This window comes from Neisseria sp. HMSC068C04 (assembly GCF_001810105.1).
Lineage (GTDB): Bacteria > Pseudomonadota > Gammaproteobacteria > Burkholderiales > Neisseriaceae > Neisseria > Neisseria flavescens_B.
This window is the reverse complement of the sequence record NZ_KV799941.1, coordinates 14,383-23,514: the sequence shown is the minus strand read 5'-3', so window position 1 is coordinate 23,514 and position 9,132 is coordinate 14,383. Positions and strand designations below refer to the sequence as shown.

The following is a 9,132-nucleotide window of genomic DNA, read 5'->3' as shown; positions in this document are numbered from 1 at the left end:
GAAAGTTGCACTTCAAATGCGAATCCGCCGGCCTCTTTCTTAAAACCTACCAAATTCCAAACCATTGTTTATCAGACTGCTTTTTATTGCCGTTCTGCTGCTCATGGTTTTGACGGCGAAATTGCCAAGGCGCTTGCGGATTGTCTTTTTTCCACAAGCCTTTATGATTTTCCTTGGCTTGTTTTTGTGCGGCCGAATAGTCGGTGTAAGCGGTTTTACTTTGTTGTTTTTTGGCATAACTTTCATAATGCCATGCAGCACCATCCCGTATCTGCATTAAATTCAAGTCAATCGTGCCGACTGATACTTGGGCAACTTCGCGCTGGTAGCGGTCGGCTTCAAACACGCGGACTTTGGCTTTTTTATGCAATGCGGCATCAATCAAATTGTCTCGTGATTGCGTACCATAAGCCTGATTGATTTCCGGCGCATCGATATAGGCCATGCGGATTTTGTGTTTCCGGCCGTCGCTATCGATGATATGCATGGTATCGCCATCATGGATTTTGATGATTTTTCCGTTGTATGTGTAGGATTGTCGCGATGACTTTTGTTTTTGTTCCAGTTTGGGTTTAGCTTCAGCTTTAGTGTCATTGGTGTCAGATGTGGCTTTGACGACATTTTCACCCAGCCATTCATTGACCTTTTCCAAACCGATATTGTCGCCTTGTGCCAATGTTGCAGCAACGCTTACCCCTGTACGAATCAACTCGGTATCGCGTGAGCTGTAACCAAGCGCACCCAAAACAGATAAAACAACGGACAACCATTTTATAATTTTACTGATTTGCATATTTTGCCAAACTAAAGGCCGTCTGAAAGACCTAATACACTTTCAGACGGCCTTTAAGATTGATTAATCTTCATTAATCCTGACAAGGCAGGATGACTTTTGCACCTTCTGCCGTACCCAAAACCAACACATCGGCGGCATCGCGGGCAAAAATACCGTTTTCAAGTACGCCGGTGATTTTATTGATTTCGTCTTCCATTTTCAGGGCTTGGTCGATATTGAGGCCGTGAACATCAACGATTTGATTGCCATAGAAAGTAGTATAGCCGACACGCAACTCAGGCTGTCCACCCATGGCAAGCAGTTTGCGCGACACCAGCGAACGGGCATTTTCAACGACTTCTACCGGCAATGGGAATTTACCCAAACGGGAAACATATTTGCTTTCATCAGCGATACAGACAAATTTATCGGATGCGCTGGCCACGATTTTTTCGTTCAAATGCGCACCGCCGCCGCCTTTAATCATTTGCAGCGCGTGGTTGACTTCGTCTGCGCCGTCAACATAAACCGCCAAACCCATCACTTCATTCAGTGAAACTTCCGGAATCTCGTATTTCGCCAAAAGCTCGCTGGATTTTTTAGAAGTAGACACGGCACCCTTGATTTTCTTACCGCTTTTACCCAAAGCCTCGATAAAGAAGTTGATGGTAGAGCCGGTACCGATACCGATGTATTCGTTTTCAGGAACAAATTCCACCGCTTTTTCGGCGGCAATACGTTTGAGTTCGTCTTGAGTTGCCATGTTGTCAGTCTTTCAGTTTGAATAATAAGGTAATTTTAAGCTCTTAGGCTTTAATCAGCAATACTGCCGCTTGCGCTTCAATGGCTTCCATACGTCCCAGATAGCCAAGTTTTTCGTTGGTTTTACCCTTGATGTTCACGCAGTTTTCAGGCAAACCCAAATCTGCAGCAATATTGGCGCGCATTGACGGAATATGTGGCGCAAGTTTTGGCTTTTGCGCAATCACGGTCGTATCGACATTAACCACCTTCCAACCCAACTCCTGCACGCTTTGATAAGCCTTGCGCAACAGCACACGGCTGTCGGCATCTTTGAATTCGGCGGCAGTATCAGGAAAATGACTGCCGATATCGCCCAAACCGGCCGCACCCAACAGGGCATCAGTAATTGCATGCAACAGCGCATCGGCATCAGAATGACCCAGCAAGCCTTTTTCAAACGGAATGTTGATACCGCCGAGTATCAAATCTCGCCCCTCAACCAACTGATGGACATCGTAGCCCTGTCCGACACGGATATTCATGTTTGTTTTCCTTAAATAATGGGTTTTGATTGTTCAGACGGCCTTGAGCAACAATCTGACAATGTATTCGTCTTGCGGCAGCGTCAACTTCAAATTGCGCGTATCGCCCTGTACCAAGCGCGGCCGGATACCCAGTTTTTCAACCGCTGATGCTTCATCCGTAATCTCACTTAAATCATCAACCGATAAAGCACGGTGTAACAAGGCCGTCTGAAAAAGCTGCGGCGTTTGCGCCTGCCATAACCCTGCGCGCGCAACAGTTGCATCAATATGATGACTGCCGTCTGAGCGCTTGAGCGTATCGGCTACCGGTATGGCCAAAATACCGCCTTCATCATTCTCACCCGCCTCATCAAGCAAACGCGTTAACGCTTCAGCAGGCAAGCAACAACGGGCTGCATCATGAACCAAAATATTGTCTTTCGCCTCAGCCAATCCTTGCTCCAATAAAACGGACACACCATTGCGTACCGTTTCGGCACGACTTGCGCCGCCTACTCGAAAGACGCGTACTTTCTCAGACAGGGCCGTCTGAAAAACTGAATCTTCTGTCGAAAGAATAACGGCAATTAAATCTATACGGGAGTGTTGCTCAAAGATTTCTATGGTATGTTGCAATACGGTTTTACCATTTATTTCAACATATTGTTTGGGTTTTCCTGCACCAAATCGCGCACCGACACCGGCAGCAGGAATCAAAGCAATATTGCGTCGCCTCATGCTGACGCTCCGGCATTGGCCTCATCAGAAGTTTCGGCCTTTCGCCATACACACGCTTCGCCTAAATCGTCCAAATATTTTTCATGTGCGGCCAGCTCGTCCGCATTGGCTTTGATGACTTTCAACTGCGATGTACGTTTGGTTTCGGCAATAACGGTTTGTTTGACTTCGCCCTCTTCTTCCGCCTCGCTGCCCATCAGGTCGAACTGCTGACGCGTCATGGCAAGATAGACTTCACCCAAAAGCTCGCAGTCGATTAACGCGCCATGCAAGACCCGTTTGCTGCGGTCAACGGAAAAGCGGTTACACAACGCATCCAAGCTTGCCTTTTGCCCCGGAAACATTTCACGCGCCATGGCCAGTGTGTCAGTCACTTTGCAACCAAGCTCCTCAACAGAAGGCAAACCCATGCGGCGGAATTCCATATTCAGAAAGCCGACGTCAAACTTGGCATTATGGATAATCAGCTCTGCGCCACGTATAAAGTCGGCAATCTGTTTACCCACTTGGGCAAACGGCGGCGCATTCTTCGCTTCCAATACTTCAATCGTCAAACCATGCACCTTCGCCGCCTCCTCCGGCATATCGCGCTCGGGGTGGACATATAAATGAAGGTTGGAGTCGGTCATTTGGCGGTTGATCATTTCCAAGCCGGCAAATTCGACCAGACGGTCGCCGTTTTCAGGATAAAGACCCGTGGTCTCCGTATCGAGGATAATCTGACGTTGGCTCATGGTTGGTGGTTTCTGCAATTATCAAAACGCCTTGAATCATACTGAAGGCCGTCTGAAATGTATAGTCAGCAAAACTTTAGCTGCTTTTGAAATACCCTTTTATAGCTGAATTTTTTCAGACGGCCTTTATTCTTTTCTCATTTAATGGCCATCTATTACAACATTTTTGAGTATAAAACCCAATTTCTAGAAAATTTTTTAAATTTAATTTCCTTAATAATTAATACCTTACTTATAAATTAAATAATAGGAACAATTATCATTTGCAAATTTAAAAAATCGCCGTATAATACAACCCATCGAGACAAAACAACCGCACAACAGAATGAAAGGAGAAGAAAATGCCCGAAAGTATTTTTAAGCAAGTCTCCCTTGATATTCTGAGACTACACCAACAAGCCATCCGCTCTTTGATCGCCACCAAGTGTTGCGACGAATGCGAAGTACATGACGCAGTATTCATTACTTTAGATGGCCGATATTATGTTTGGCTTCCTTGCATGGGCAAGTCGCCCCAATCAGAAACCGGCATCCTGCTGATTGAAGATGAAGACGGCAATACGCGCTTAAGCTGGGTGGCCGACACACGCGAAGTCAAGCAAAAAGACAGTCTGTACAACCGCGTTGTTTCCGCCCTGCAAAGAAAAATGCAGCGCACGAAAAACAAGTTTATCCAGTCGGCAAACGCCCGATTGCTTGAGCTGACGCCTCAGCAAGGCCGTCTGACGACAAACAGCAAAGATTTCTTGCTTTCACCACATGACTTGATGAAAGCACTTTATCCGGCAACACATCAAATAGGAGAATTTGCCCTGTAACAGTTTTTGGTAGTGGTTTGTGTTCCTTTTGCGCCCCTTAAAATTTTAAAGGGGCGATTTTTTTTGCCTCTACTTTTCAGACGGCCTAAACATCGGTTTTCCAGTACAATAAAGGCCGTCTGAACCTTTCCTACTTTTCAACCATGCAACTGCTCAAATACATCCAATCGCAAGGCCTCGGCAGCCGCAAGCAATGCCAATGGCTGATAGACAATGACTGCATTGCCATCAACGGCGAAATCCATAATCGTGCCAAAGACGATATCGACCCGTCTCAAGTGCACACCCTGTCTGTTGACGGCGAAGAAATTGCCGCCGTCCCCATGCCCTGTTTCTACATTCTGCTTCATAAGCCTGCAGATTACGAAACTTCGCACAAACCTCAGCAATATCCAAGCATCTTCAGCCTTTTTCCCGACCACATGCGCAATATCGATATGCAGGCAGTCGGCCGCTTGGATGCAGACACAACCGGTATTATTCTGATTACCAACGACGGGCAATTTAACCACCGCGTTACCTCGCCCAAACACAAAGTTCCGAAGCTCTACCGCGTCACTTTGAAACATCCTGCCGACGATACCCTTTGCACCACACTCAAAAACGGCGTCCTCCTGCATGACGATAATGAAACCGTCGCGGCAGCCGAAGCAGTATTGGCCGACCCAACCACATTGATGATGACCATTACCGAGGGTAAATACCATCAGGTCAAACGCATGGTTGCAGCCGCAGGCAACCGTGTCGAGCAGCTTCACCGTGAGAAATTCGGCAACTGGAATGTCGATGATTTGGCTGCCGGAGAATGGAAATTTATCCGGATCTAAAAAAATTCCAAATTTTTTCGATATTTTTTTAAACAATATGGATTTTTTATTTATTTAAAATCAAACATCTAAACCTTACTATTTTTATTTAACAGAATTTAACACTGTTAAGACTGAACTATTGTATAATTCGCCTGTCTGAGTAACACTTGCTTCGAAAGAAGTGAGTAAGTGAGTAAGACGTTTTCCCCGTAATGTGTTTGGCCATCTATACTTTCCCCTTAGTATAGATGGTTTTTTTTATCTAAAATTTGGCAACCAAGCGGGCGTACTTTCAGACGGCCCTCTTATCTAAAGAAGCCATCATTCCTAAACCCCATCTCCACTCATTAAATTGCCATTACTCCTTTTCTCTTTCTCGTCTCTTCCGCATCAACTGTGCCGTTCCAATTTCAGACAAATCATTTTATAGAAAGAAAATCTATCGGCTGCCAAAGTTGGCCTTACAAGATGTTATTTAGACAGCCTTTAGATAAATACCATCTTTGTTGCCGACATACTTGAAAGCAAACCTTAGTGCTATTCAATCTCCTCACAACAACCCTTTCCCATATCCCACTTTTCAAACGGCCTTTATCGTTACGGCTCTTTCAATCATTCATATCGTTCAGACGAATTCTCTGTTTGCAGGTTTCAATACCAAGCAAACCAGAGAAACCCACTAAAAATTCTTCATTGCATGGTTTTTTTAACTAATTTTCTTTTCAGACTTTAGTCAAGATTCGTTAAATCTTTGCGGTAAAATGTTGTCTTTATTTTTATGCATCTGAGTATTTATGTCTTCCAATCAACCCCGTCAGACCTGGTCCAACCGTTTGACTTACATCCTTACCGTTGCCGGCGCGACTGTCGGCTTTGGCGCAACATGGCGTTTCCCGTATTTGGTTGGTGAAAACGGCGGCGGCGCGTATGTGTTTCTGTTCTGTATCGCCATGCTGGTCATCGGTATTCCAATGATTTTGGTGGAAAATGTCATCGGTCGCCGTAAAGGCGTGAACGCGCTGGATGCGTTTGGCGGCACAATGAATGGCAAACCCGTAGCCAAAGTTTGGAAATTGGTCGGTTGGATGGGCTTGCTCGGCGCATTCGGCATCATGGCCTATTACATGGTGCTCGGCGGCTGGGTCATCAGCTACATCATCAATATCATCGGCGGTAATTTGGATATTTCCAGCCCAGTTTCCGGAGAAGTCACCAAAAGCTTCTTTACCGAACACATCGAAAACAGCCCTTGGGAAATTGCTTTCTACACCTTCCTATTTGTGGTTGTGAACCAATGGATCTTGGTCAAAGGCGTGATCGGCGGTATTGAAAAAGCGGCAAAATACCTGATGCCGCTGCTGTTTTTATTCCTGATTGCCATGGTTGTGCGCAACGTTACCCTGCCGGGCGCAATGGAAGGCATTACCTTCTATCTGAAACCTGACTTCAGCAAAATTACAGCCGAACTGTTCGTCTTCGTTTTAGGACAAGTATTCTTCGCCTTGAGCTTGGGTTTCGGCGTAATGATTACGTTATCCAGCTATCTGGATAAAAATGAAGATCTGGTTCAGACGGCCGTGATTACCGCGATTACCAACACTTTGATTGCCGTGTTGGCGGGCTTCATGATTTTCCCTTCCCTCTTCAGTTTTGGCGTTGCCCCTAACTCCGGCCCGACGCTGGTGTTCCAAAGCCTGCCGATCGTGTTCTCCAATATGTGGGCGGGCCCAGTGTTTGCAGTAATTTTCTTCTCACTGCTTCTGATTGCCGCGCTGACCACTTCTCTGACCATTTATGAAGTGTTGATTACGACCATTCAGGAGAAAACCAAAATCCGCCGCACAGCCGCGATTACCATCGTACTGGCAGGTATTTTTATCTTCGGCAACATTCCATCCATCTTGAGCTACGGCCCATGGAAAGATATTTCCGTGTTTGGTAAAAACATTTTTGATGCCTTTGACTATATCAGCGGCAACATCCTGTTTATGCTGACCGCGCTTGGTTCTGCCTTGTTTGTCGGTTTCGTAATGAAAGATGAAGCGAAGGACGAATTGCTCTACAAAGGCAACCATACCACCATCAATATTTGGTTTGCCTATGTGAAATACCTCGTACCGTTGGTGATTCTGCTGATTTTCATCAGCAACCTGTTCTGATAAGCAAACATATAAAAAGGCCGTCTGAAAAGTTCAGACGGCCTTTGTTTTTCACTATGCTTTATTCAGCCCAGTTTTTCTTCTTACTGGTTTTACCGATACCTGGATTGAAGCTGTTGGTCGGGTCAAGTCTTTTATAGAACTGTTTCAGCTCGGGCTTGGCTTCATACAGATGACCGACATTATGCTCGGCAGGATATTGCGCACCGCGTTGGTCAAGCAGATGGAGCATTTCATGTTCCAAAGCCATACAGTCGTTGCCTTTTTTAATGATGTAGTCCTGATGGAACACATGACACATAAAATGTCCGTAATACAATTTATGGATGATTTTATTGTCAATTTCAGGCGGCAGTGTTTCAAACCAATCACGATCATCACGGCGCAAGGCGATATCGAGTGCAACCAAATCCTCTACTTCATCATCATGTACAGAACGGTAACGGATCGCGGCAGAAGCCACAGCAAAGCGATGCAGCATGGCCGCCTGCGTTTCTTCGGCATTACATTCGAAGAATGCGCCGCCATGGGTTGCAAAATATTCCTTCAAGAAAGCACGCGCTTCTTCTACGCCCTCGCCACCCATTTTTAAAATCAGGTGATGTTCATATTTATCCCGATAGTTGCGCATAGACTTCGGCAAGTGATCGGGCAAAATTTTACTGATCAGTTGCATGAATTTATCAGAGAAGTGTTTTGGTAAGAAACTTATCTTTTTGCTGAATCTATCCACACGGGCTTTCAGATCAAACAGTTTCGGAAGTTGGTGGGTACCGAACGTCTTAATGATATAAAAAGTATCTTTACCATAAACGGCAGCAATATCAAAAGCATGACGATGGATATACTCACCGGAAATAGGCAGATTTTTAAACTCACTCAAAGCAGCACGACGAATATCGGTCAGCTCATTAATATCATTGGTGCCGATATAGAACACGGCAGTCTGTTTTTCTTGTGGGAAAGTATCCAAGCGTACGGCAAACACCATCAGCTTGCCCGCACATCCTGAAGCCTCGTAATGGCGTGCAGGGTCGGCATTAAAACGGGCGGCAGTCGGTTCATTCACTTGGCGGACATGATCGCAATAAGCATGGTCATGCCCCTTGCCGGCATCTTGCGTAATGTCTTTTCGCTGATAATGGAAACCTTGCAAGTTGGTCAAAATTTCTTCAGGGGTTTCACCCAAATCAATGCCCAAATGGTTGACCAGCTCCAGCTTGCCCTCTTCGTTGATTTGTGCAAACAGCGCCATTTCCGTATAAGCAGGGCCACGCTGTACCAATGCACCGCCGGAGTTATTACATACGCCACCCAATACAGATGCGCCGATACAGGACGAACCGATCACGGAGTGCGGCTCACGGCCTAAAGGTTTCAGCAGCAGCTCCAATTGATTCAGGGTAGAACCGGGCAGGCAGACAACCTGTTCGTTATTATTAATCGGCTGAATGATGTTCAGACGCATGGTATTCACAATCACGATATCGCGGTCGTAATCATTACCGTCAGGAGTCGAGCCGCCGGTCAGGCCGGTATTGGCGGCCTGCGTAATCACGATAACATCAGCCTCAACACACGCCTGCAAGATTTGCCACATTTCCAACACCGTACCCGGACGGACAACTGCCAACGCCTTGCCTTCGCCAAAACGATAGCCTTGACGGTATTGTTCGGTTTTTGCCGGGTCTGTGATGATGTATTTTTCGCCGACGGTTTGTGTCAACCGGCTGATTAATTGCGTAGCATTCATTGCATACTCCTTGAGAGATGAATATATTTATTAAATTGCAAACATTGTAGTAACCCGTTCAATCAAAGTAAAGGCGAA

9 protein-coding genes are annotated in these 9,132 nt (G+C 45.9%); 3 read left to right on the top strand and 6 right to left on the bottom strand.

The window, feature by feature from the left end; genetic code table 11:
- Positions 1–46: 46 nt before the first annotated feature.
- From HMPREF2700_RS05650 to dnaQ, 5 genes are all read right to left on the bottom strand, one after another.
- Positions 47–793: a thermonuclease family protein gene (locus tag HMPREF2700_RS05650; protein ID WP_070590898.1), complete on the bottom strand. Its 747-nt coding sequence runs from the start codon at positions 791–793 to the stop codon at positions 47–49.
- Between the two features lie 73 nt (positions 794–866).
- Positions 867–1,538, bottom strand: coding sequence for a ribose-5-phosphate isomerase RpiA (gene rpiA / locus HMPREF2700_RS05645; protein WP_003679072.1), 672 nt, complete (start codon positions 1,536–1,538; stop codon positions 867–869).
- A gap of 43 nt (positions 1,539–1,581) precedes the next feature.
- Entirely contained in the window at positions 1,582–2,061 is a 480-nt protein-coding gene (gene ispF, locus HMPREF2700_RS05640) for a 2-C-methyl-D-erythritol 2,4-cyclodiphosphate synthase (RefSeq protein WP_070590896.1), read from the bottom strand.
- Between the two features lie 33 nt (positions 2,062–2,094).
- Positions 2,095–2,781, bottom strand: a complete 687-nt coding sequence (ispD, locus tag HMPREF2700_RS05635; protein WP_070590894.1) for a 2-C-methyl-D-erythritol 4-phosphate cytidylyltransferase — start codon at positions 2,779–2,781, stop codon at positions 2,095–2,097.
- On the bottom strand, positions 2,778–3,515 hold the full coding sequence (gene dnaQ / locus HMPREF2700_RS05630; RefSeq protein ID WP_070590893.1) for a DNA polymerase III subunit epsilon: 738 nt from the start codon (positions 3,513–3,515) through the stop codon (positions 2,778–2,780). Before dnaQ ends, ispD begins: the two co-directional genes overlap by 4 nt.
- 341 nt (positions 3,516–3,856) lie before the next feature.
- On the opposite strand from dnaQ, the gene HMPREF2700_RS05625 reads away from it, so the two are divergent.
- From HMPREF2700_RS05625 to HMPREF2700_RS05615, 3 genes are all read left to right on the top strand, one after another.
- Positions 3,857–4,333 carry an NGO0322 family iron-responsive protein gene (locus tag HMPREF2700_RS05625; protein ID WP_070590892.1) on the top strand — a complete coding sequence of 159 codons (477 nt, stop codon included), beginning with the start codon at positions 3,857–3,859 and terminating at the stop codon, positions 4,331–4,333.
- A 143-nt stretch (positions 4,334–4,476) separates the two neighbouring features.
- Positions 4,477–5,160 (top strand): 16S rRNA pseudouridine(516) synthase, encoded by a 684-nt coding sequence (locus HMPREF2700_RS05620; RefSeq protein ID WP_070590890.1) that lies wholly within the window; start codon positions 4,477–4,479, stop codon positions 5,158–5,160.
- A 776-nt stretch (positions 5,161–5,936) separates the two neighbouring features.
- Entirely contained in the window at positions 5,937–7,301 is a 1,365-nt protein-coding gene (locus tag HMPREF2700_RS05615) for a sodium-dependent transporter (protein WP_070590888.1), read from the top strand.
- A 61-nt stretch (positions 7,302–7,362) separates the two neighbouring features.
- On the opposite strand, the gene dld is transcribed toward HMPREF2700_RS05615, so the two are convergent.
- Positions 7,363–9,054 (bottom strand): D-lactate dehydrogenase, encoded by a 1,692-nt coding sequence (gene dld / locus HMPREF2700_RS05610; RefSeq protein WP_070590886.1) that lies wholly within the window; start codon positions 9,052–9,054, stop codon positions 7,363–7,365.
- Between the last annotated feature and the right edge of the window lie 78 nt (positions 9,055–9,132).